This window comes from Chryseobacterium gleum (genome assembly GCF_900636535.1).
Taxonomy (GTDB): domain Bacteria; phylum Bacteroidota; class Bacteroidia; order Flavobacteriales; family Weeksellaceae; genus Chryseobacterium; species Chryseobacterium gleum.
Window position 1 is genome coordinate 3,298,695 of sequence record NZ_LR134289.1, and the last position, 23,675, is coordinate 3,322,369.

At 37.1% G+C, this 23,675-nt stretch carries 24 protein-coding genes; 7 read left to right on the plus strand and 17 right to left on the minus strand.

Features of this window, described 5'->3' with window-relative positions; translation table 11 throughout:
• Window positions 1-34 precede the first annotated feature (34 nt).
• The 4 genes from coaBC to EL165_RS14995 all read right to left on the minus strand — a co-directional run bounded on the left by coaBC (window position 35) and on the right by EL165_RS14995 (window position 3,456).
• Window positions 35-1,240 (minus strand): bifunctional phosphopantothenoylcysteine decarboxylase/phosphopantothenate--cysteine ligase CoaBC, encoded by a 1,206-nt coding sequence (coaBC, locus tag EL165_RS14980; protein WP_002983980.1) that lies wholly within the window; start codon window positions 1,238-1,240, stop codon window positions 35-37.
• A gap of 122 nt (window positions 1,241-1,362) precedes the next feature.
• Window positions 1,363-1,686 carry a DNA-directed RNA polymerase subunit omega gene (locus tag EL165_RS14985; RefSeq protein ID WP_002983982.1) on the minus strand — a complete coding sequence of 108 codons (324 nt, stop codon included), beginning with the start codon at window positions 1,684-1,686 and terminating at the stop codon, window positions 1,363-1,365.
• A 41-nt stretch (window positions 1,687-1,727) separates the two neighbouring features.
• Window positions 1,728-2,723 carry an outer membrane protein assembly factor BamD gene (locus tag EL165_RS14990; protein WP_002983983.1) on the minus strand — a complete coding sequence of 332 codons (996 nt, stop codon included), beginning with the start codon at window positions 2,721-2,723 and terminating at the stop codon, window positions 1,728-1,730.
• A 103-nt stretch (window positions 2,724-2,826) separates the two neighbouring features.
• Window positions 2,827-3,456, minus strand: a complete 630-nt coding sequence (locus tag EL165_RS14995) for a TetR/AcrR family transcriptional regulator (protein ID WP_002983985.1) — start codon at window positions 3,454-3,456, stop codon at window positions 2,827-2,829.
• A gap of 96 nt (window positions 3,457-3,552) precedes the next feature.
• Here EL165_RS14995 and EL165_RS15000 point away from each other — a divergent pair, with 96 nt between their 5' ends.
• The 4 genes from EL165_RS15000 (at window position 3,553) to EL165_RS15015 (ending at window position 6,091) form a co-directional block, all read left to right on the plus strand.
• Window positions 3,553-4,179 carry a TatD family hydrolase gene (locus EL165_RS15000; protein WP_002983987.1) on the plus strand — a complete coding sequence of 209 codons (627 nt, stop codon included), beginning with the start codon at window positions 3,553-3,555 and terminating at the stop codon, window positions 4,177-4,179.
• Window positions 4,172-4,900, plus strand: coding sequence for a tRNA threonylcarbamoyladenosine dehydratase (locus EL165_RS15005; RefSeq protein WP_126358652.1), 729 nt, complete (start codon window positions 4,172-4,174; stop codon window positions 4,898-4,900). The genes EL165_RS15000 and EL165_RS15005 overlap by 8 nt, the downstream gene beginning before the upstream one ends.
• Window positions 4,900-5,271 carry a ribonuclease P protein component gene (rnpA, locus tag EL165_RS15010; protein WP_002983993.1) on the plus strand — a complete coding sequence of 124 codons (372 nt, stop codon included), beginning with the start codon at window positions 4,900-4,902 and terminating at the stop codon, window positions 5,269-5,271. Before EL165_RS15005 ends, rnpA begins: the two co-directional genes overlap by 1 nt.
• 214 nt (window positions 5,272-5,485) lie before the next feature.
• Window positions 5,486-6,091 carry a DUF4126 domain-containing protein gene (locus tag EL165_RS15015; protein WP_002983994.1) on the plus strand — a complete coding sequence of 202 codons (606 nt, stop codon included), beginning with the start codon at window positions 5,486-5,488 and terminating at the stop codon, window positions 6,089-6,091.
• A 42-nt stretch (window positions 6,092-6,133) separates the two neighbouring features.
• On the opposite strand, the gene EL165_RS15020 is transcribed toward EL165_RS15015, so the two are convergent.
• From EL165_RS15020 to EL165_RS15080, 13 genes are all read right to left on the minus strand, one after another.
• Window positions 6,134-8,197 (minus strand): hypothetical protein, encoded by a 2,064-nt coding sequence (locus EL165_RS15020; RefSeq protein ID WP_002983997.1) that lies wholly within the window; start codon window positions 8,195-8,197, stop codon window positions 6,134-6,136.
• 1 nt (window position 8,198) lies between these two features.
• Window positions 8,199-8,750, minus strand: a complete 552-nt coding sequence (locus EL165_RS15025) for an LptE family protein (RefSeq protein WP_002983999.1) — start codon at window positions 8,748-8,750, stop codon at window positions 8,199-8,201.
• A gap of 49 nt (window positions 8,751-8,799) precedes the next feature.
• Window positions 8,800-10,089 (minus strand): sigma-54 interaction domain-containing protein, encoded by a 1,290-nt coding sequence (locus EL165_RS15030; RefSeq protein WP_002984001.1) that lies wholly within the window; start codon window positions 10,087-10,089, stop codon window positions 8,800-8,802.
• 36 nt (window positions 10,090-10,125) lie between these two features.
• Window positions 10,126-10,320, minus strand: a complete 195-nt coding sequence (locus EL165_RS15035; RefSeq protein ID WP_126358653.1) for a hypothetical protein — start codon at window positions 10,318-10,320, stop codon at window positions 10,126-10,128.
• Window positions 10,286-10,924, minus strand: a complete 639-nt coding sequence (locus EL165_RS15040; RefSeq protein ID WP_126358654.1) for a tetratricopeptide repeat protein — start codon at window positions 10,922-10,924, stop codon at window positions 10,286-10,288. Before EL165_RS15040 ends, EL165_RS15035 begins: the two co-directional genes overlap by 35 nt.
• Window positions 10,925-11,209: 285 nt before the next feature.
• Window positions 11,210-12,646 (minus strand): tRNA (N6-isopentenyl adenosine(37)-C2)-methylthiotransferase MiaB, encoded by a 1,437-nt coding sequence (gene miaB / locus EL165_RS15045; protein ID WP_002984004.1) that lies wholly within the window; start codon window positions 12,644-12,646, stop codon window positions 11,210-11,212.
• A gap of 100 nt (window positions 12,647-12,746) precedes the next feature.
• Window positions 12,747-13,169 (minus strand): hypothetical protein, encoded by a 423-nt coding sequence (locus tag EL165_RS15050; RefSeq protein WP_002984006.1) that lies wholly within the window; start codon window positions 13,167-13,169, stop codon window positions 12,747-12,749.
• Window positions 13,166-13,417 carry a hypothetical protein gene (locus EL165_RS15055; RefSeq protein ID WP_002984008.1) on the minus strand — a complete coding sequence of 84 codons (252 nt, stop codon included), beginning with the start codon at window positions 13,415-13,417 and terminating at the stop codon, window positions 13,166-13,168. Before EL165_RS15055 ends, EL165_RS15050 begins: the two co-directional genes overlap by 4 nt.
• Window positions 13,418-13,572: 155 nt before the next feature.
• A complete protein-coding gene (locus EL165_RS15060; RefSeq protein ID WP_041462087.1) occupies window positions 13,573-14,055 on the minus strand; it encodes a hypothetical protein in 483 nt (160 codons plus the stop codon).
• Window positions 14,056-14,154: 99 nt separating this feature from the next.
• Window positions 14,155-15,888, minus strand: a complete 1,734-nt coding sequence (locus EL165_RS15065; protein WP_002984012.1) for a ubiquinone-dependent pyruvate dehydrogenase — start codon at window positions 15,886-15,888, stop codon at window positions 14,155-14,157.
• 250 nt (window positions 15,889-16,138) lie between these two features.
• Complete coding sequence (lysA, locus tag EL165_RS15070; RefSeq protein WP_002984014.1) at window positions 16,139-17,341, minus strand: diaminopimelate decarboxylase; 1,203 nt, start codon at window positions 17,339-17,341, stop codon at window positions 16,139-16,141.
• Window positions 17,342-17,601: 260 nt separating this feature from the next.
• Entirely contained in the window at window positions 17,602-18,825 is a 1,224-nt protein-coding gene (locus EL165_RS15075; RefSeq protein ID WP_002984016.1) for a 3'-5' exonuclease, read from the minus strand.
• A gap of 146 nt (window positions 18,826-18,971) precedes the next feature.
• Entirely contained in the window at window positions 18,972-20,498 is a 1,527-nt protein-coding gene (locus tag EL165_RS15080) for a helicase HerA-like domain-containing protein (protein ID WP_002984017.1), read from the minus strand.
• A gap of 138 nt (window positions 20,499-20,636) precedes the next feature.
• Between EL165_RS15080 and EL165_RS15085 the strand changes: the two genes are divergently transcribed.
• From EL165_RS15085 to EL165_RS15095, 3 genes are all read left to right on the plus strand, one after another.
• Entirely contained in the window at window positions 20,637-21,698 is a 1,062-nt protein-coding gene (locus EL165_RS15085; RefSeq protein ID WP_002984019.1) for a hypothetical protein, read from the plus strand.
• A gap of 192 nt (window positions 21,699-21,890) precedes the next feature.
• Window positions 21,891-23,300, plus strand: a complete 1,410-nt coding sequence (locus EL165_RS15090) for an MBL fold metallo-hydrolase (RefSeq protein WP_126358655.1) — start codon at window positions 21,891-21,893, stop codon at window positions 23,298-23,300.
• 20 nt (window positions 23,301-23,320) lie between these two features.
• Window positions 23,321-23,620, plus strand: coding sequence for a thioredoxin family protein (locus tag EL165_RS15095; protein WP_002984022.1), 300 nt, complete (start codon window positions 23,321-23,323; stop codon window positions 23,618-23,620).
• Window positions 23,621-23,675: the final 55 nt, after the last annotated feature.

The window sequence follows — 23,675 nt, forward strand, 5'->3', positions numbered from 1 at the left end:
TCTATTAAAAATTGAGAACGGAAATTTATTAAAATTATTTTAAAAGTTGAGACTCAACAAAATCGAGAATATCTTTTGCCACATCATCTTTGGATTTCAGGTTGAACTCCTTCTTTTCTGTTTTGGTAAATATCTTGATTTTATTGGTATCATTTTTAAAACCGGCTCCTTCATCACGAAGAGAGTTCAGAACAATCATATCCAGATTTTTCTTTTCGAGCTTTCCTTTTGCATTTTCCTCTTCATTTTGGGTTTCAAGCGCAAATCCTACCAGGAACTGATGGGTTTTCTTTTCTCCCATCGTTTTAAGGATATCCGGATTTTTAACCAGTTCTATTGTAAGGTTTTCATCATTCTTTTTGATTTTTTCCTTAGCCACCTCTTTGGGAGCATAGTCTGCTACGGCGGCACTTGCAATTCCAATGTCTATTCTGTCATAAAACTCAAAAACTTTTGCCAGCATTTCTTTTGCTGAAGTCACTTTATGAAGCTCAACATTTGGTTCGTTTATGGTTTGGGAACTTGGTCCGGAAATCAGAATCACTTTTGCTCCTCTTTTCGAAGCTTCCTCTGCAAGAGAAAACCCCATCTTTCCCGATGAATGGTTTCCGATGAATCTTACCGGATCAATAGCTTCATAGGTAGGTCCGGCCGTAATTAAAACAGTTTTCCCCTCAAGACTGCCGGAGTGGTTATGGGAAGTAAAATAATGTTCAACAGTATTAAAGATCGTAACCGGTTCAGCCATTCTTCCTTGTCCGATTAATCCGCTCGCCAGCTCTCCGCTCTCTGCAGGTATAATCATATGCCCGAAGCTTTCTGCCAGCTCCAGATTTTTTTTAGTGGAAGGATGCGCATACATATCAAGATCCATGGCAGGAGCAATGAACACCGGGCATTTTGCAGACATATAAGTTGCAATAACCAGATTATCACACATTCCGTGGACCATTTTAGCTAAAGTATTGGCTGTACAGGGAGCAACAATCATGACATCTGCCCACAAAGCCATTTCCACATGGCTGTTCCATGTTCCGTTATCTCCATAAAAATCTGAATACACCGGTTTTCTGGATAATGTAGACAGGCTTAATTTTGTCACAAAGTTTTCTGCGTCAGGAGTCATAATAACCTGTACTTCTGCTCCTTTTTTCACAAAATCCCTGATCAGGAAATGAATTTTATAAGCCGCAATTCCTCCGGAGACAGCGATAAGTATTTTTTTACCGGAAACACTCATTTAGTTCTAATTTTTGAAATACTAAAGTACTTATTTTTTCCCACACAATGAGGCTTTAAAACAACAAAGGTCATAAAAGAAGTGAATTCCTTTATGACCTTGATTTATTAAAACACAGATGATTATTTTCTCTCTTCTGTTTTTCTGAAATAGACATCATCGTTTAACCATTCTTCAATAGCAATTGAAGTAGGCTTTGGAAGCTTTTCGTAATGTTTAGAGATCTCAATTTGTTCTCTGTTTTCGAAAACCTCTTCTAATGTAGAATTGTGAACAGCAAATTCATCCAGTTTATTGTGAAGTTCCGTACGGATCTCCGCATTAATCTGCTCTGCTCTCTTTCCCATGATAACAATAGCTTCATAGATTGAACCTACTTTATCTTCAATCTTATCTTTATCGTAAGTAATTGTATTTACTTCTGCTTTTGTATCTTTTACACTCATTTTGAGAAAATTATTTTATTTTAAGATGGCAAATTTACGAATTATCTTTGAATTTTGAAAGTCGCTGCCGGAGGAGGGGTCTTAAGTGCCGCACTGTCCCTCTGTAACTGCATTGCTTTCTTTTCATTGCTGATCTGATCTTTAATCTGCTGCTCGGTTTTATCTTTATCTGCCAGTTTTTCAGCTTCTTTTTTCTGTCTTGCTGTTAGGGCAGCCATTCTCGCTTCAGTCTGTTTTTTAACAACGGCAAAATTCTGTTTTTCCTTTTCCAGTTTTCCTCTCAGATCTACAGCAGTTTTAGAATATTCCGTATCCGGAAGTTCTTTTTCTACCAGTTTTGTATAGGTTAAAGCACTCTCAATACGTTCTTCTTTAAGATTATACACGGATTTCATTGCCAGCTCGTAACGGGACTTCATGATATAATCATAAATTTTTGAACGAAGTTTTGTACTTGGAAAATCTTCCAGAACATTATCAAATGCTACATTTGCGGCCTTATATTCGCCCATTTTGTAGTATTGTCTTGCATTTTCATAAGCCTTAAATTCCAGCTTATAAGACAATTCATCAATTAACTGACTGATATTCTTAGATCTTTCAGAGTTAGGATAATTGTTCAGAAAGTCCTGAAGCTCATTAATCGCCAATTCGGTACTTGACTGATCCAGATTGTAATCCATAGATCCTTCATAATAGCACAACGCAGACATATATGCTGCCTCTTCTGCTCTAGGGTCCTTTGGAAAACTTACTGCGAAATTTTTAAACTGATGCCCTGCCAACTTATAACTTTTGTCATAATAGTTGGCGTACGCTGTATTGAAACCTACATTAGGGAAATCATCTGTTCCCGCCACAAGATTAGCAAGTCTGTCATAAAGAGCTAAAGCGTTTTTCCACTTTTTCTTGGCGAAGTTTTCATTAGCTGCTTTCAAGATAAAATCTTTATCAGCACTCCTCATTGCTCTTTCCTGCTGGCTTACACAAGAAGTAACCACCGCTACAGCAAAAAGACCTAAAATATATTTTTTCATATAAAAAATTCAACAGTTTTCGGATTATACAGCCGATTTACTAATTTGCAAAAATATAACTTTTTTGTCAATAGATTTTTTTTTATGAATATTTAACGTAATTTTAGTCTGCAGCGTATCCCAAAATTGCAAAAACACTTAATAAAAGATTCATTCTCACCTTTTTCTCAGCTTCTTTTGCGTAAGTTTCTTCATTTTTACTGGGAACATACAGCTCATAAAAGTTTTTATTTCTGATCACAAATAAAGTAGACCCGATGATCATGGTAAGAATATCCTCAGGCTTGGGAGTAAATGTAAAAACACCTGACGCAACCCCTTTCTTAATGACATCATCCAGTTTTTTCACAAACAGCTGATAGAAATCAAGCAGCTCATCTTTCAGATTTTCTGTATGGCGGAGCTCCTGGGTCACAAACCCATGGAAATAATTATACTTGAAAAGCTGAGCAACGATATACTTAATCATCTCACGCAGCTGCATTTCCGGTTTACCGTCTTTGATGGTATCTGCAAATTCTGAAAAATTCTCTCTGGTCTTCAATACCCTGTACTGATAGAGATAAGACATCATTTTCTCTTTAGAACCGAAGTAATAAGAGATCATGGCGACGTTGATATTTGCTTTAGAACAAATATCTCTTACAGAAGTTCCCTCGTATCCTTTTTTTGCAATCAGCTCTTCTGCAATATCCAGTATGTGAATCTGTTTTTCTGTAAATTTTTTTTTCATGAAGTGTACTTTGAGTAAAGTTAAGAAATTTTTAACACATTTATAAACGATCGTTTAATAATTTTAGATTAAATCTGAAATTACTTACTTTTGAATATGGATTTTTTTGATTTTCACCATCATAAGAAATATATCAGAAACGGAATTTATAACCTGGAGATCGGCCAGATGCCACCTGATTTTCCTTATTCTATAGGAATTCATCCCCAGGATATTGACATTAACAATATGGAAGAGCAATTTTCCCGGATGAAAAGCATGATATTCCAAAACTGTTTTGCTATTGGAGAATGCGGTTTGGATTCTTTGGTTTCTCTTGATCAGAAAATTCAGGAGGAAGTTTTTTTAAGACAGATAAAGATCGCCAACGAAGTAAAAAAACCTCTGATTATTCATTGTGTAAGAAAATTTTATGAGGTCATTTCATTTAAGAAGAGGGCCGAACAACCCATGATTATCCATGGTTTTAATAAAAAGCACCAAATTGCGGAGGATCTTCTTGCCAATAATTTTTACCTGAGTTTTGGAAAAGCTGTTTTGTATAATTTATCTTTGCAGGATATTTTGAAAAACACTCCATCAGACAAAATCTTTTTAGAAACTGACAATGAAGATTTTAACATCGAAGAATTGTATCATAAGGTTTCGGAAATAAAAGGAATTTCTTTGGAACAACTCAATGAACAAATTTTAGAAAATTTACACACGATAAAAAATGGATAAATACTGGCTGGAAAGAACTGAACTTTTGATAAAGGAAGATGGATTGGATAAACTTACCAAAGCCAATGTACTTGTTGTAGGCTTAGGGGGAGTAGGTTCTTTTGCCGCAGAATTTCTGGCAAGAGCCGGTGTAGGCAATATGACCATTGTAGATGGTGACACGGTAGATATTACCAATATCAACAGACAACTTCCTGCATTACACTCAACGGTTGGAAAGCATAAAGTAGAAGTGGTAGCTGAAAGACTGCTGGACATCAACCCACAGCTTCATTTAACCAAAATCAATGAGTTTCTGAATCCGGAAAGAATGGATGAAGTGCTTGATTCCGGAAAGTTCGATTATGTTCTTGACTGTATCGACAGTGTAACTCCGAAAATCTGTTTAATAAAAGCTGCCAGAAGAAGAAAAATCAAGATTGTAAGCTCAATGGGTGCTGGTGGAAAAACTGACCCAAGCATGGTAATGGTAAGGGACATCAGCAAGACCCACAATTGCTTCCTTGCAAAACAGGTCAGAAAAAGGCTGAAAAAAGAAAAAATCAATAAAGGGATCAGATGTGTATTCTCCAATGAAATCCAGAAGGAGGAAAGTCTTAAAATGACTGATGGAAGTAACTTCAAAAAGTCATTCTATGGCACTATCAGTTTTATTCCTGCTATTTTTGGGTTGTATGCTGCAGCTGAAGTGATTAATCATTTAGTGAAGAAAAAAGATTAATGCAGAATTCCAAATATCCCAGAGCGGAGAAGCTCAAAAAAAATACGGAGATCAGTTTGCTTTTTGAGAAAGGCAAATGGAGAACCAGCGGAAATCTGAGAATTATCATTCTGAAAGACAAACCCAGTATTCCTATACCTACAGGAAAGTTTGGTGTTTCTGTGTCTAAAAGATATTTTAAGCGGGCTGTTCACAGGAACCGTATCAAGAGATTGCTGAGAGAATGCTACCGACTGAATAAGGAACTTTTTAAACAATCTTTCGGAGAGAAAACAATGGCTATGCTGTTTTGGGTTTCTTCTGAGATGCCGGCAAAATTCCAGGATGTGGAGGCTCAGTTTATCAAACTTTGTGAAGCGCAGAAAAAGTGATCTGCTTTCAATGATCTGATATTAATAAAGTTCCACTGAAGTTTATTTTTCATGGAAGGCAAAGATAAACACAGATGGCGGCGTAGATGCTTTGCTTTTATTCAAGAGCAGTAAAGTTCAGATCAAGCATCACAGAACCTGCGCTTAAAATCTGCAACATTTAATATCATATAGTTTTTGTAATTTAGGGAAAACAATAAATCTGAAAATTAATATGTTAGACAATGTTCCCTATTTTTCTTATATCATCAGTGCATTTATCGGCATTGGACTGGCTGCAGCTACGGGCTTCCGGGTCTTTCTCCCTATGTTTATTGTAAGTATTGCCTCTTACTTCCACTGGATCCCTATGAATGAGCACTTTGAATGGCTTGCGGGGCTGCCTACGCTTATTACAACCGGAATAGCCACCATTGTTGAGATTCTGGCCTACTATATCCCTTTTATTGATCATTTGCTGGATACCGTATCTATTCCTATGGCAACGGTTGCCGGCTCTATATTATTTGCCAGCCAGTTTACTGAGCTTGGAACTTTTCCGCAATGGGCATTGGCTTTAATAGCCGGTGGAGGTACAGCAGCTACCATCAGTTCCGGGTTTGCGGGAATACGGGCCGCCTCCACAGCCACAACCGGAGGATTGGGGAATTCTGTGGTAGGAACAACAGAAACTGCAGGCGCAGGGCTTATGTCTGTTCTCGCAATGGCTGCTCCTGTTATTGCTGCAATCTTCGCCTTAGTTACATTAATTCTTGTTATTGTATTTGGACGGAAAGCCTGGAGAAAGTTGAGAGGAAGTAAAAACGATTCCCAGAGTTGATAAAATAAAAAAAGTACTGATTAGAACAGTACTTTTTTATTTTTAATTCTTGCTTCTGAAATCCTTAATATCCTGAATTCTGGATTCAAAATATTCTTTTTTCTCAGGAGTCTTTTTGATTAGTATTTCAAACGCTTTTATTGCTTTTGTATATAGTTTCTGTTCAAAATAAAGATTAGCCAGGGTCTCCGTCATCAGATGCGAGATATCGTCGTTCTTTTCTTTTACAACATAAGTACTTTCTTCTTTTAACTGACTGATCCTAGGGTTGTTCTCAATAAAGGTTTCAATAGCCTTTTCTTTAATGACCGACTTTTCCTTTTCGATTTCCTGTTTTCTGTCTATCTTCAGCCAGCTTTGCCATGTATTGATAAAACCGGGAACATTGCTGTCTACTGGTGACTGAGTTGTATTCTTCATAGTTACCTCCTGTACTTTTTCTACAGGCTCTTCTTTCTTTTCTTCCTGCTTTTCTTCAACTTTAAGTGTAGAAATATCGGTTCCGAAGAACGAAACATTCATTACAGGAACATCTTCTTTTAAAGTTTCTGTTTCAGCTTTTTCTTCTTCAATGACTTCAGTTGATACAGATTCTTCCAGAGTTTCTTCTGCCTGATGACCTTCGTCCTGAGCATCTGTCTTAACATCTTCAACTGCCTCAGAATGCTGTACCTCTTCTATAACTGCTTCAGGTTTTACAACAGGAGTTACTTCTTCTGCCGGAGCTTTTATTTCAGGAGCTGATACTTTTTCAGATTTATTGATTAAGGAATCCGGTACATTAGATTCTACACTCATTGGTTTCCATGCTGAATGAACTTCAGGCATTTTTTCTTCTTTTTCTTCTGCAGCTTTATCGTCAGTATTTTCTTCTACAGGTAATGGGTTTTCAATAATTTCTTCCTGCACCAGCTTTTCTTCAATTTGCGCTGGTTTCTCGTCACTTGTTGACCAAAAATGAAAACTCTGGGTCTCAGCAAAGCTAATCTCATGATCTTCAATGGATTCAGACTCTGTCTTTTCTTCCTGCGAAACAGACTTGGTCTCCTTCATCTTTTTCTCAACCTCTTCGATCAGACGTCTCATTTCCTCTTCATGTTTATTAACATTCGGCTGGGAAATTTCAACGGTCTCAATAGTTTCTTCATTGTTTGCCTGGATTTTAACGTCCGGCATAAATGAATCGGTACCATGGAAGCTTACTTCAGCATCAGATACATCTGCGGAGTGCCTTTCTTCATTACTATTTACTTCTTTTTCATCAGAAATCTGATCTTCATCAATAATGATTTCCGGTGTAAAGTTTTCTCCTGCATTTTCTGCTTTTTGCTGAGCAGGTTCTTCTGCTATTTCATCTTCAATATTTCCTTCAGGCAATAAAGATGCTACTTCATGGAAACTTGTATTTTCGCTTTCTTCAATTTTTTCTTCTTCTTTTTCTGAAGATATCTGATTTTCATGAATAATAGTTTCCGGCGTAAAGTTTTCTCCTGCTTTTTCCTCTGTTTCAGCCTGTGCTTCTTCTTTCGATTTCTGAACAGGTTGTTCTGATGCAGGCTCAGCCTTTTGCGTTACCAGGGTTCCTGATTCCAGAGTAGATTCAATATCTATTGTTTCAGAATTCTGTTCATTCAGGAAATTTTCTTCTCCTTCAAATAAGATCCTGTTTCGCTCACCATTTACATAAATAGCTTTAACCTCATGTGCAATTGGTAAAACACATGCTTTTTCCTTCTCCTCTGCCAATTTCTCCACCGCAGCTTCTTCTTCTCTTTTAATAGGGAAAGATTTAGTTTTCAGGGCTAATTGTGCAGGCTTTTCAACGGTTTTAGATGGCTTCTTTTCTTCAGCAATTTCAGCTTTTGGTTCTTGTCTGATCTTTCCATTGATCAGCTGATACAGAATTTTTTTATCTGTAGTATAGGCCGCTGTTGTAGAGAGTTCCTTCTGATAGTTCTCTTTTTCGTACAGGTGTACTCCATACAGATGGAGCGCCCTGATATTCTGGATATAAGGAAAAGTGTGAATCTCTTCTTTCAAAAGACCAAGGTCTTCCAACTGAATATTTTTCGGATTTTTTATTAATTCTAAAACTCTCGGATTCATCTTACCAATTCGCTACAATGTCGTTAAATATCTTATTAATAATTCTATCTGTCACCAGCTTTACCTGCTGGTCTTCGATCTGACTTAGAGATACATCACTGTTGAAAGCGGCTTCATCAGAATACGTTCTGTCAAAACTTGCATCCGGATGAATTTTATTTTCATAATGTACCTTTACTGTAATCGTAAGTTTATTCTGTGCCTGCTGAACCACTCCACCCGAAGGGTTTGTCTGGGTATTGGAACTGATTGTGGTAGGGGTAATGGAATAGTCCGTAATTTCTCCTTCAATCAGGATATCAGGATTTTCTTTTGTTCCTTTTAAAGTGGTTCTCTGAAGGAATCTGTTTTGTATTGCCGTAGAAAACTGCTGTGATAATGCAGGGTTTACGAGAGGTGCATTATTGGGAAATTCATTGATCTGAACTGTTTTCTCGTCCGTAAGAGATGATCCCGTAAAACTGTAGCATGAATTTAAAACTCCCAGCAACGCAAAAAGCATTACTGTTAGCAGCGACTGTTTCAGGCTGATATTTTTAATCCTGATATTCATTTTTGTGGTATTTTCTGTTATTTAAAATCTTAAATCTTTATTTTTGATTTTAATCTTCCAGATTATATTGTTTTATTTTTCTGTATAAAGTTCTTTGTGAGATTCCCAGCTCATCTGCCGCTCTGTTTCTACGTCCCTTATGCTTCTCCAAAGCCTTGATAATCAAATCTTTTTCATTATTCTGAAGCGAAAGAGATTCTGGTCTGTTTTCTTCAATTTCAATATCTTCAACATCTTCATAACTGTCTTCAGGATTTGAAATAATTGTAGGAGTCTGAACGGCCGGTGTATCATTATTATTTTCAAAATATAACATCGATCCGGAATTCACTTGTGGCTGACTATCAGAAGTATAAATTCTGTTGATCAGGTTTTTCTCATGGTTACTCAGATCTGCAGTTCCTCTGTTCTTGATAAGTTCCGAAGTTAAGGATTTTAAATCATTAATATCATTCCTCATATCAAACAGAATTTTATACATGATTTCCCTTTCGCTTCCGAAATCATTCTGCTTTGGAGCACTCTGATTATTTACCACCATGGGAAGGTGGGTTTCCATTGGAATATATTCAGCAAGTTTTTCTGCAGTGATATTCCGGTTTCTTTCCACAACGGTCATCTGTTCCACTAAATTTCTTAGCTGGCGGACATTTCCGGGAAAAGAATAGCTTTCTATATAATGAATCGCACTTTGCTCCAACTCAAGCTCAGGCATCCTGTATTTTTCTGCAAAGTCTATTGCAAACTTTCTGAATAACAAGTGAATGTCTCCTTTTCTTTCTCTTAAAGGCGGCATATCAATCTGAACAGTATTCAGACGGTAATACAAATCCTCACGGAATCTTCCGTCATGGATGGCCTTCATCATATTAACGTTGGTAGCTGCCACAATTCTTACATTGGTTTTCTGAACCTGTGACGAACCCACCTTCATAAATTCACCGCTTTCCAGTACTCTTAAAAGACGAACCTGGGTCTGCAAAGGAAGCTCTCCCACCTCATCCAGAAAGATCGTTCCGCCATCTGCCACTTCAAAATATCCTTTTCTTGTAGCTGTAGCCCCTGTAAAGGCACCTTTTTCATGTCCGAAAAGCTCGGAATCTATGGTCCCTTCCGGAATTGCCCCACAGTTTACCACGATATAGGGCTGATGTTTTCTTCTGGATTCTGAATGAATGATTTTCGGAATAAACTCTTTTCCCACTCCACTTTCTCCAATCACCAGTACAGAAATGTCTGTAGGGGCAACCTGGATAGATTTTTCCAGGGCACGGTTGAGTGCAGGAAAGTTTCCGATAATTCCGAAACGGTTTTTTATGTTTTGTAGCTCGTTGCTCATAAGTAAATTTTTGATTATTGATTTAATGTTAATCTTCTACACCGCTTCAATCTGCTGTCTGTAGATTTTGTTAAAGTGATGAGTGTAGACCTCTTTCATGGTCTTTCCTTCATCATACGTTCGTAAGGCTAACTTTTTTAAATCCAAATAATCTTTGTTTCTGATCTTAGAAACTTTACTCTTAAAGTATATATTCTCAGCAAAGTCGTACTCTTTGCTTTGTTTTTTCAAAATTTTCAAGGACTCTGTCATATCTTCCCAGCTCGAAACAGGTAACTCCCAGCTGATAATGATCAAACATTCCTTTCACATAACCTCTGGCAGCCAGAAGCCTTTCTATAATCCCTGCGGCTTTTTCTTTCTGTCCTAACGCACTGTAAGACATGGCTCTCACCACATCCAGATTATAATCTCCATTCTGGGATCTTCCAAGGTCCCCCGGATAATATTTTTTTAATTGTTCTAAATCCTGAACAGCTTCTTTATAGCCTCTTAAAAACTGAAACTTTGTCCAGCCTCTGTAAACAAGGTACGTTTTGGGATCTGAGACAATGACTTCATCAATCAGAATCTTCCAGGTTACGAAATTCCCGTTTTTAAGATATGGAACTGCTTTTTCCATATAAGCATGGGAGAAATCGGGGCAAAGTTCAATAGCTTTATCAAAACCTTCCTGAGATTCCGCGAAACCTTGTAAATCTGAAGCCCAGTTGTATAACCCGCACGCTTTTTTGCAGTTCTCACCCTCTACTGCATTACAGTTAACCTGTGCAATAGTATTGGTGTAAACTATAAGTAACAAAAAGCTAAGGTAATACCTCTGAAACTTTTCCATTTTCAATTTTATAGGTTAAATACTGATCATAATCCTTTTTAAACCTCGTATCTCGTTTGACATCCAGCCGTCAAGTTATTTTGTAAACTGCTGCAATTTTTTCCAATTCTTCATCAGTACAGCATCATTCAGATCCGGTTTATATGCTGTAATCTCAACAGGACTGTCTTTCCTTCACAATTTACTAAAAATCTTACGGTAACACACCGTTGATCTTGTTTCTTTTTTAAGTTTCTCAGTGATCGGGATTCTTTCTAAAATAAACCGCTTGATCAAAACTTATATTTATTCCGCTGTTCTCCCTAAAAGTGTGCCCTGCGTATTGTCATACACAAAAACGTTCACAATGTCACCTATTTTCTGTCCTTCAAGCTTATCAAAGACACATACGGCATTCTGAGAGTTTCTTCCCTTCCATTGGTTTTTATTCTTCTTAGAAATTCCTTCGATCAGAATCTGGTGCTCTCTTCCTACATAAGATTTCATTCTCTTTTTGGAGAGCTCACCCTGAAGAGCAATTACCTCAGCAAGACGTCTCTGTTTTACATCAGCAGGAATATTGTCTTCCATTTTTTTATGGGCAGGCGTTCCCGGTCTTTCTGAATAAGCAAACATATATCCGTAGTCATATTCCACTTCTCTCATCAGGCTTAAGGTATCCTGGTGATCTTCTTCTGTTTCATTACAGAATCCTACGATCATATCCTGTGAAAATGCTACTTCCGGAACAATTTCCTTTGCTTTTCTGATCAGATCAAGGTATTCTTCACGGGTATGTTGTCTGTTCATCGCTGCCAGCATATTATTGCTTCCGCTTTGTACAGGAAGGTGTACATATTTGCAGATGTTATCATGTTTTGCCATCATTCTGAAGACATCAAGACTCATATCCTGAGGATTTGAAGTAGAGAATCTGATTCTTAGTTCGGGAACAGCTTTAGCTACTAAATCAAGAAGCTGAGCAAAATTAACGGCTGTTGCTTTCTGCATTTCAGATGCTTTGGCAAAATCTTTTTTAGGACCGCCACCATACCAAAGATAAGAGTCTACGTTTTGTCCTAAAAGGGTAATTTCTTTATAACCGTTATTGGCTAGATCTTTACATTCTTCAATAATAGAGTGCGGATCACGGCTTCTTTCTCTTCCTCTGGTAAAAGGAACCACACAGAATGTACACATATTGTCACAACCTCTTGTAATAGTAACAAAAGCAGTCACTCCGTTTCCTCCTAAACGAACAGGATTGATGTCTGCATAGGTCTCTTCTTTGGAAAGAATTACATTGATGGCATCTCTACCGTCATCCGTTTCTTTTAAAAGATTGGGTAGGTCTCTGTAAGCATCTGGCCCAACTACAAGGTCAACCAATTGTTCTTCTTCCAGGAATTTAGTTTTCAATCTTTCCGCCATACATCCCAAAACTCCTACCGTCATATTCGGTCTTTCTTTTTTGAGATTTTTGAACTGGGAGAGACGCATTCTTACCGTTTGTTCTGCTTTTTCACGGATAGAGCATGTGTTTAATAGAATCAGATCAGCTTCTTCCACTTTCATCGTTGTGTTGTATCCCTGTTCGTTAAGAATGGATGCAACAATCTCAGAGTCAGAGAAGTTCATCTGACAACCATAGCTTTCCAAAAACAGCTTTTTAGAATTTTCCGGTCTTTCGGCAATAGCAAAAGCTTCGCCCTGCTTTGTTTCGTCTATATATTTTTCCTGCACGATAATCAATTTAAGGCCCGTAATAGTAAATTACGAACAGATAAGTTTGCAAAGATACAAAATATTGTGACAGAATGTCAGCGGTATTATTTTAACAAAATCATAAAGTTACACGCATCACGTAACTGGATGTTATCGGAACGCCGCGGAAAGATTCGGGTTGCCATTTTTCGGTAATCTGCCCTACAGCTTTCTTTACCTTGCTTTTAATATCATCCTGCAAAACATCAGGTTGTATTATAATATCTTGTAAAACACCTTCCTGATTAACTTTAAATCGTATTTCAGCTGTTACTCCTTCAGCATTTCTGATGTTCTGGTTTTTCAGATTAATGAGCAGACGGTTTCTGAATTCTCCCATTCCTCCTGGAAATTCAGCAGATTTCTTTAGGCCCTGCGTGGTATAATTTTCTTTAAAATTGTCAAAATAATCGATCGGATAAAATATGATGGAAACATATTTCTGTACATCCGCACCTTTTTTCCATTTTTTCAGTTTATTGATCTCGTCAAAAGCCTTCACAAAAATACGGGTAGGACAATCATCAGAAGATTCTTATTTATAATTTTTGCCTGTCCTTTTTCGATTTCAATTTCAGCCAGAAACATTTCAGACATTCTGTTATTACAATGTTCAGAATTATTTTTGACCAGAATTGTATTTAAATCTTTATAAAACTGTTCAGCCCCTCCTTTATAAGGATTCATATCCCCCTGCAGGAGATCAAATGTCTGGGCTTTTCCTACAGCAAAGAACAAAATCAAACCCAATACCTGTAGGATTTTTTAATCATGATCATATTAGTATTCTTTTCTGAAGTCTTCTCCCTGTTGAATCTGAATCTGAGCTTTGGCTTCTTGTGATAATCCTTTAACTCTTAAAAACATAAAGATAAAATAAAGAGATATTCTTTCATTTATTGGTATTAGTCAATATCCGTTGAAATTGAAGAAAAATTCATTTTAACTTTAATCTGTGAAGCCACAGGCTGTCCGTTACAGGAAGCCGGAGTCCAGTTTTTTTTGATCCTTCTTACAACATACTGCATGTCATCAAAGAAAACTTCGCTGTTGGCCACTTTAGGCATCCCCTTTACATCCACTACTTTTCCTTTATCATCAAGCACCAAGGTAAATGTAAAATCACCTGTAAGGGCATAGAAGTCAGAATTCAGATATGCGTACATATATTTGTTCAGGATATCTTTATAGGCCGCAACACCACCTTCGAAGGCTGCAGGTTTAAAATCATTACATTTCACGGCAACCTGCATAAAAGGTTCCCGGATATCTATTTTTAAAAGATTTTTATTGCTTTCCCGGATAAAAGAGTCATCCCGTTCTTCCTGATCCTGTGCAAAAGAAAAATTCATCACGCATAAGGTCAAAAATAAAAGTATCGTTCTCATAATTTAGTAATAATAAACAAAGGTAAATATTTAGCCCAGTTATAAAAAAGAAAAACTTCACACAATGCATGAAGTTCTATACTATGAATATTCTTAACCTTACAGCAGACCTTTAATATGTTTATAATTCGTTTTTACCGTTTCAAAAACCTCATCCATTTTGCCTCCCAGCATCAGCTGTGCCATAGACTTGGTCATTCCCATGATCTGGTCAAATTCAATCTTCGGAGGAAGGGCCAGAGCATTAGGATTTGTAAAAATATTCAGAAGATAAGGTCCGTTATAATCCAGACATTCCTTGATAGCACTTTCTACATCTTCCGGCAAATGAACGTTTTTACCCGGATAACCCATGGCATGTGCTACCATCGCAAAGTCAGGATTAATCATATCTGTTTCATTATCGGGCATTCCGCCAACTTCCATTTCCAGTTTTACCATTCCCAGGGTTCTGTTGTTAAAAACAATCAGTTTTACGGGTAATTTATATTGAAAAATTGTCGCCATATCTCCTAATAACATAGATAGTCCGCCATCACCACACATCGCGATAACCTGTTTCTCAGGATGAGCCAAAGCCGCTCCGATAGCCATTGGCATTGCATTTGCCATTGAACCATGATTAAATGACCCCAGCATTTTCCTTTCACCGGTTCCTGTAATAAATCTTGCTCCCCAAACACAGCACATTCCTGTATCTACTGTAAAAATAGCATCATGCTTAGCCAGCTTATCTAAAGTATGGGCAACATACTCCGGCTGGATTGCATTTTCTTTTCCTGAATCTTTTACATACTCCAGCTGGCTTTCTTTTACTTTATCATAAAATGCAAGCTGCTCATTCAGAAAATGGTCATCTGTTTTTTCTTCAAGCAGAGGAAGTAATGCTTTAATGGTTTCTTTGACATCGCCGGTAAGTCCCAATTCCAGTTTTGCCCTTCTTCCTAATCTTTCAGGGCTTTCATCAATCTGTACTATTTTATTTTTTACAGGCATGAATTTCTGATACGGGAAATCTGTACCCAGAAGAATCACCAGGTCAGCCTCATGCATGGCATGATAGGCAGAAGGAAATCCCAGTAATCCTGTAAGCCCCACTTCATTCGGATTATTCGGCTGAATAGCCATTTTCCCACGGAATGAATATCCTACAGGTGCTTTTAAAAGCTTTGATAATGCAATAACTTCTTCACTTGCTTCAGCAGCACCAATTCCGCAATATAATGTTACTTTTTTACTGCTGTTGATAAGTGATGACAAGCTTTTTAATTCACCGTCCGAAGGTCTTATGATCGGATTGGTTTTAAAGATCTGCGCTGAAGTAGTGGCTTCTTCTGCTTCCAGTTCCGACACATCTCCCGGAAGACCTATCACAGCAACTCCCTTTTTGGAAACAGCATGCTGAATAGCTGTCTGAACGGTTCTCTGTACCTGTTCCGGCCTTGTAATCATTTGATTATAATAACTGCAGTCATCAAACAATTTTATGGTATTGGTCTCCTGAAAATAATCCATTCCCATTTCATCGCTGGGAATTGTAGAAGCAATAACCAGCATCGGAACATGAGAACGATGTGCCTCATAAACCCCATTGATCAGATGAACGTGTCCTGGTCCGCAGCTTCCTGCACATACAGCCAGACCATCCAGCTCAGCTTCTGCTGCTGCTGCATAAGCACCTACCTCTTCGTGACGCACATGAATCCATTGGATACTGCTTTTTTTAACGGCAATATTCAGATGGTTAAGACTGTCGCCGGTTACTGCATAAATTCTTTTCACATTGGCATTTTCGAGCATTTCAACAATCTGCTCTGCTATGTTTTTGGCCATAATTAGTCTGTTTTGGTGGTTATTTTTTGGTGAAAATAGTATTTGAGAAGAAAAAAATCTTCCTATCTCTATCAAATTTAGCTAATAAAGTTGAGACTCTATCCCTAATTCGATGTTAAAAAATTGTAATTTAATTTTGAATTCTTTTTCTATTGAAACCTCACGGGTTTTGAAAACCCGTGAGGTTTAATTCCCCTGTAAAACAAAACAGCCACCCAAAAGGCGGCTGTATGTTTATTATATTTGAGAATTACATCCCTATTTCGATCTGATTTCTCAGCAGGTCTTCAAACTCATCTCTTTTACGGATCAAATGAGCTTTTCCGTCTAAGAATAATACTTCAGCTGGTTTTAATCTCGAATTAAAGTTTGAACTCATTTCAAAACCGTAAGCCCCTGCATTATGGAAGGCAAGAATATCACCTTCTCTTACCTCATTGAGTTTTCTGTCCCACGCGAATGTATCTGTTTCGCAGATATTTCCTACTACCGTATAGATTCTTTCTGCTCCTTTTGGATTGGACAGGTTTTCAATCATATGGTAAGAATCATAGAACATTGGGCGGATAAGATGATTAAATCCTGAATTTACACCTACAAATACTGTAGCAGTAGTCTGCTTGATTACATTAGCTTTCACTAATAAATAACCACTTTTTCCTACTAAAAATTTTCCAGGCTCAAACCATAATTCAAATTTTTTACCGGTAGATTTTGAAAACTCAGAAATTACTTTTTCTACTTTTTTACCTAATGTTTTCACATCCGTTTCTTCCTCACTGTCCTGGTAAGGAATTTTGAAACCACTTCCCATATCCAGGTATTTCAGGTTCGGGAAATGTTCAGAAAGTTCCAGCATAATATCAAGAGCCTGCAGGAATACATCCGGATCTTTAATTTCACTTCCTGTGTGCATATGAAGTCCTTCCACATTCAGATTCGTACTTTTCATCACTCTTTCGATATGACGAACCTGGTGAATGGAAATACCGAATTTACTGTCGATATGTCCCGTTGAAATTTTGTAGTTACCTCCAGCAAAAATATGCGGGTTTATTCTGACCAGAATAGGATATGAATTTCCGTATTTATTCCCGAACTGCTCAAGAATAGAAATGTTATCAATGTTGATATGAACTCCAAAAGTCATTGCTTCTTCTATTTCAGCCAGGTCAACACAATTGGGAGTAAACAATATCTTTTCTTTCGGAAATCCTGCTTTTAACCCGAGTTTAACTTCGTTAATAGATACACAATCCAAAGAAGCTCCCAGGTTCTTGACGTACTTAAGGATATTGATATTTGTCAAAGCCTTCGCTGCGTAGAAGAACTTAGTATGTTTTAAAAATGAAGAGGTAAGTTTTTCGTATTGAATTTTGATGGACTCTGCATCGTAAACATACACCGGGGTGCCAAACTCATTGGCAATCTTTAATAATTCTTTTGAATTCATAATTTCATTTTAACATAAAAAAAGGCAGATTCTTCGTAAAAGAGCCTGCCACATTAATTATTTTTTATGCAAGACAACTCTTTTAAATATTCCAAACCTTAGAGAACCTTACAGCTCCCTTTTTTCCAGTTTTATTTTGTTTAAGATTTTGCATTGCTTCTATTTATTTTTTTGCAAAAATACTATTTATTTTTTTATTCTAAGAAAATGATTTGAACAGCTCTTCTTCTGAATAAAACGGTAAAGTGCTAATTTCTATATTATTTTGGCAGTGGTAAGGTTTCAAAATCACCACGAAGCAAAGCCAGCTGTAATTCATTATTCAGATCTGTGGAGGACAGCTGAAGATCAATTTTCAGCTTCGCCAGCTTACTCAAAGTCTGAATCTGCGTAAACAGCTCATAGAAACCAAAAGAAACTACTTTTCCGTTTTCTATGATTAAAAATAATTTTTCACCAAGCTTTCTTCCCGGCCCCAGCCAGAGCTCATTCCTTTTTCTGAATTCAATTTTCTGTTTCAATGCGGAGAAATCATTAAACTCTTCCTGAGAGCCAATAAACTGAACCGCTTTTGTTCCCTGGGTAAACGATCTGAATTTTAATACCGGTTTTTCCGTTTTATTGAGCTTGTTTTTTTCAACAACATATTTATTGTTTCTGAAATAAAGTCCGAATGGTAAAATTTCTTTCTTTTTGATATTCTTTGAATTCAGAATCAGTTTTGCAATAATATCTGTTCTGGTAAGCTCAAAATTGATCTGCTCAACATCTTTCTGAATCTGCTCCCATTTTTTTGATTTGGAATTGAAAACCTTTTTTGAAAATTTGTTGATATCCTGAACATAATCCGAGAACATGATACGTCCTGCCTCATCCTGAAAGTATACAAATCCTTTATCATTAGGAAGATCCTGAGTAAGTTCCTTAATTTTATTGATATAGGTCTTGGCATTGGATTCTTCATGCTGCTTCTGAATAATTTCATTTTCAGTATCCTTGGAAATCAGCAATTTAAAGAGTTCCAAGGTGGCTCTTGCATCACCTTCTGCCCTGTGATGATTGGTCAAAGGAATTCCCAGCGACTTCACCAGCTTTCCCAACGAATAGCTTACCTCATCAGGTATCAGTTTTTTTGCTAACGGAATGGTATCTAAAGTATTGATTTTAAAATCATAACCAAGCCTTTTGAATGATTGGCGAAGCATTCTGTAATCAAAATCAATATTATGCCCTACCAAGGTTGTATTTTGAGTTATTTCGATGACTCTTTTGGCAATTTCATGAAATTTCGGAGCCGTTTTGACCATTTTCGGGGTAATGCTGGTCAGTTTCTGTACAAAAGGAGTAATATCGCCTTCAGGATTTACCAGAGAGATGAACTGATCGGTAATTTTCTGACCGTCATATCTGTAAATGGCGATATCTATAATGCATTCATTTCTATAACCTGCACCATTACTTTCTATATCTATAATTGAATACATTGAATGTGTGTTAACTGCTGTTTGTCGTTCGTATTTAAACCCGATGTATTATTCCCCAATAAACCCGGCTTTACTATTAATATTATAAAGATAACCTGCTAAAATAACAAAAAATATATCAAAACAGAGCAGGTTATCCTTCAAAATTATCTTCTTCTGCCTCCCAGACCAAACATTCCGAGGATCGCTTTTGCTCCTTCTCGCATTAATGTATTGGTAAAGGTACGGCCCGCTTTACTCTGTAATACCTGTTCAAACATTCCAGGTTCTTCTTTTACCGGTCTCGTTTTTTGTGTTGGTGATGGGTTTTGTGCAGCCTGCTCCATTCTGTTCGTAAGCATTTCATAAGCAGATTCTCTGTCAATAGCCTGCTCGTATTTGGCAACAAGTGCTGACTGAGCTGTAAGTTCAGAGATTTCTGCCTCGCTCAAAATATCCATTCTTGACTCGGGAGAGATCAGATAGGTATGAACCAATGGTGTAGGTATTCCTTTTTCATCCAAAGCCGTTACAAATGCCTCTCCAATCCCTAAATTCTGAATAAGGCTGGAGGCATCATAATATTCTGTTGTAGGATAATTTTCAACAGCTTTGGTGATTTCTTTTTTATCTTTTGCCGTAAAGCCTCTCAGTGCATGCTGTATTTTCAGTCCTAACTGAGAAAGCACATTTTCAGGCACATCTCCTGGAATCTGAGTAATGAAGTAGATCCCCACTCCTTTGGAACGGATCAGCTTTACCATCGTTTCAATTTGTGAAAGAAGGGCTTTTGAAGCTTCATCAAAAATAAGGTGCGCTTCATCAATGAATAATACAAGTTTTGGTTTTCCACTGTCTCCTTCTTCCGGGAAAGTCATATAAATTTCGGCAAAAAGCGAAAGCATAAATGTTGAAAAAAGCTGAGGCTTATTCTGAATATCTGATACTCTTAAAATATTGACAACTCCTTTTCCGTCTCTTGTTTCCAGTAAATCCTGAACATCAAAACTTAATTCGCCAAAGAATCCGGCTGCACCCTGTTGTTCCAGGGCTACAATTGACCTTAAGATCGCTCCGAGAGAAGCTGGTGCGATAGATCCATAATTGGCTGCAAGCTCGGCTTTTCCCTGTGCATTATCTGTTACATACTGTAATACTTTCTTCAAATCATTAAGATCAATCAAAGGAAGACCTTTATCATCACAGTATTTGAAGACAATAGACATAATGCTTTGCTGAGTATCATTAAGCTCAAGGATTTTGCTTAATAAAACAGGACCAAATTCTGTAACAGTAGCTCTTAATTTTACGCCTTTCCCTCCGGAAATACTCATCAGCTCTACCGGAAATCCCTGCGGATTGTATGGAAGCTGTGTTTTAGCGTATCTTTCTTCAATAACAGGATTCATTTGTCCTGCTTCTGCAATTCCGGAGAAGTCACCTTTGATATCAAGGACCAATGAAGGAATTCCTGCATGGGAAAGCTGTTCTGCAAATACCTGTAGTGTCTTTGTCTTACCAGTTCCTGTTGCTCCGGCAATAAGACCATGGCGGTTAATTGTTTTCAAAGGGATTGTTACATTCACCTCGGGAACCACTTGTCCGTCAAGCATTCCTTTTCCTAATATAATGTGTTCTCCTTTCGGAGTATATCTAGCATTTAACTCTTCAATAAATTTTGCTTTGTCTGCCATCTGATTGTTTTTAACTTATAAATATAAAATTTTTTGGAAAATTTGAGTAAGTAAAATAATATTAATGATTAAATTATATTTCACGTTCACTAAATTTATTATTTTAATTTAGCCTTGAGAACAACATATATACCACACATGATTTTAATTAAGAAAATTCTACTTATTATTTTCGCTTTTTGCCTCTCCTTGTCTTTTTCCCAGAAAAGAAATGGGCCTGTCAGTTTACAGATAAAAGGAGACTATACCCACCTTCCCACATCAGCAGTTTTCCCTCTCTTATGGGCTGGTTTTCAAAGAGAGGAAATAGTATCTTATGATCAACAAAACAAACATATTGTGGTAAGCTATGTGCAACAAAAAAATAAAAAAAGTAAAACCGTACTCACATTATATGTTTATCCTAAAAAATCTGTAGACAATCAGCTTTTACGGGATGAATTTGCCGTATATGAAACAGTTCTGAATCAAAACTCTAATAAAAGTGTAAATTTAAAACCTATGTTTGGAAACATCTCCAATGATAAGGTAAAAGTAAATTATATCTATTCCTTATTTGATCATGCAATGGGCGAACGTGATTTTTTCAAAGGGGTAAAATATACGGATAAGAAATCTCTTCTCGCAATTTATGAATGTGGAGGATGGGGTTTTAAGATCAGAGTATCAAGTGATGAAATGACCAATGATCAACTAACTGAGCTTAAAACCAAAGCTGAGACTGTTTTTAGCGTATTGGATATAGCCGCTCGTAAACCTCTTCCCATCAGCCATACTCCGGATATCATCTTATCCCCCGTAATCAAAAGAGATTCTATGATGATTAATGCTGTGATTACAGCAGCTGAGTCAAAAATAAAATGGCTGGGAGAGCATGCAGACAAAAAAGAACTTCTAACAGGATTCAATGATATGAATATCGAATCTGAAATATATTCCATAGAGAAAATGGTAGAGTTTTATAAAGTCCATGAAAAGGATTGGCCTATGCATGCAGACACTAAGAAATATTTTGATGAAATAATCAGCATCAAAGATAATGGAAAGATCAAGGATTATCTTTATGATAAGTACAACAGGCTGATACAATATGATGAAGGAGAAGGTAAAAAGGATGAATATCTTCAGTTCAAAACTGATAAAAACATCACGGAAAACACTAACGAAATTTTTTATAAAATTTATTATATCACCGAGTAAATGAATTGCCTGCTTATGAGTTAAACATGATATAAAACAGCATTCGTAAATTCACTTTATATAAGGCATTCTTTTTGCTAAAAAAGTAATGTAAATTTTAACAAGTATTGAAAGAAACTATCAATGGAATTTAACATTTCATTTAGAATTCATCTAATACTTCGTATCTTTAACTCATTAAAAAAAGACCCAATGAAAATTGAACAAATATATACGGGCTGTCTGGCTCAGGGTGCCTATTATATTGTATCAGAGAATGAAGCTGCCATTATTGATCCTTTAAGAGAGGTTAAACCTTACTTGGATCGTCTGGAAAAAGACAATGTCACTTTAAAATATATTTTTGAAACCCACTTCCATGCAGACTTTGTATCAGGACATTTGGATTTAAGCAAGAAAACTGGTGCTCCGATTGTTTATGGACCTACAGCGGCTCCTGAATTTGAAGCTATTATTGCAGATGATAATCAGATTTTTGAAATTGGGAAAGTAAAAATAAAGGTTTTGCACACTCCTGGTCACACCATGGAAAGCAGCACTTACCTTTTAATAGATGAAAATGGTGTTGAAACAGCAATCTTTACAGGTGACACGTTGTTTTTAGGTGATGTCGGAAGGCCTGATCTTGCACAGAAGGCAACCAACCTTACGCAGGAAGATCTTGCAGGTATTCTTTATGACAGTCTTCAGAGCAAAATCATGCCATTGGATGACAGCATCACGGTTTACCCGGCTCATGGAGCAGGTTCTGCCTGCGGAAAGAATATGCAGAAGGAAACGGTAGATATTTTAGGAAACCAAAAGAAAACCAATTACGCCCTTAACCAACCGGATAAAGCATCTTTCATCAGAGAGGTTCTTGATGGTTTAACAGCACCACCGAAATATTTCGGAATGAATGTCGCATTAAACAAGGGAGGTTATGAAAGCCTTGATGTTGTAATGAACAAAGGACTGCATCCTGTTGAACCGGAAGATTTTGAAGCCGTAGCGGAAGAGACAGGAGCATTAATTTTAGATACGAGAGGACCTGCAGACTTTCATAAAGGCTTTGTTCCCAATTCCATCAATATTGGGCTGAAAGGAGACTTCGCTCCATGGGTAGGAACTCTTATTGTTGACGTGAAACACCCTCTGTTACTGGTAACCGATGAAGGAACTGAAGAAGAAGTTATTACCAGACTGAGCAGAGTAGGATTTGATAATGTAGTAGGCTACCTGAAAGGAGGATTTGAAAGCTGGAAAAATGCAGGGAAGGAAACTGATGAGATCAGAAGAATTTCCCCTGCTGAATTTGCAGAACAGTTTACTGAAGATGCTACAGTAATTGATGTAAGAAAACTGACTGAATACTCGGCCGAACACATTGACAACGCATACAATAAGCCATTAGATGCCATCAGTGACTGGGCACGTACTATTGATGACTCTGAACATTTCTTCCTTCATTGTGCAGGCGGATACAGAAGCATGATTGCAGCAAGTATTCTTAACTCACACGGTATCAGGAATTTTACTGAAGTAGAAGGAGGTTTTAACGGGATAAAAAAAACGGAAAAATTCCCTACTTCGGATTTTGTATGCCAGTCCAAAACTTTTTAAGATCATAAAAAACTAAACCTATGTCACAAAAATTTCAGGAAATCATTGATTCCGAAAGACCCGTACTTATCGATTTTTTCGCCACATGGTGCCAGCCTTGTAAAGTGCAGTCTTCGGTATTAAATACTGTAAAAGAAAATATCGGCGAAGGTGCCAGAATCATAAAAGTAGATGTAGATCAGTATCCTGCCTTAGCCGCTCAATATGGAGTACGTGGAGTACCTACACTGGCAATTTTCAAAAAAGGAGAATTATTATGGAAGGAAAGTGGTGTACATGACGTAAATACACTCACCAAACTTTTACAAGAATATGCTTAAAACTGTGATTTTTCACAGTTTTTTTGTTTTTATAATGCCCACAGATCACCCAAAT